At 60.7% G+C, this 679-nt stretch carries 1 protein-coding gene; it reads right to left on the minus strand.

What is annotated here, in order from left to right; translation table 11 throughout:
* Positions 1-542 (minus strand): DNA gyrase subunit A (locus AC1DU6_RS34190; protein ID WP_477862881.1); only part of this gene is annotated, 542 nt, incomplete at its 3' end.
* Positions 543-679 lie beyond the last annotated feature (137 nt).

Consider the following 679-nt stretch of genomic DNA (forward strand, 5'->3'; position numbering starts at 1 on the left):
TTCGTGGCCATACCCACGGCAATACCCGAAGCGCCATTCACCAGAAGATTCGGCAAACGGGTCGGCAGTACCAGGGGTTCCTTATGGCTGCCGTCATAGTTGGGTCCGAAATCGACGGTTTCCTTGTCGATGTCAGCCAACATTTCGTGAGCGATTTTGTCGAGACGAATCTCGGTGTATCGCATTGCAGCGGCGTTATCTCCGTCGATCGAGCCGAAGTTGCCTTGACCATCGATCAGCATGTGGCGCAGGCTGAATGGCTGCGCCATGCGGACGATGGTGTCGTAAATGGCCGAGTCGCCGTGCGGGTGGTATTTGCCCATGGTCTCGCCCACCGCCTGCGCACTCTTGCGGTACTTGGCGTTGTAGGTGTTGCCCATCTCGTTCATCGCGTACAGCACGCGACGGTGCACCGGCTTCAGGCCGTCACGCGCATCGGGCAGGGCGCGTCCCACGATCACGCTCATCGCGTAGTCGAGATAGGAGCGGCGCATCTCCTCCTCGAGGCTGATCGGGAGGGTTTCCTTGGCGAACTGGGTCATGCGGCAGGATGACGCACGCGCTACACGGCCGCGGCGTCCTCAGAGGTAGGTGAAAGGCGCGAATTCTATGCGGCCCGCCCCCCTGTAGCAGCAGCGCAACATCGTCACCATGGCCTTGAACGTAGGCCGCCACAATG

The organism is Roseateles sp. P5_B10 (assembly GCF_056400485.1).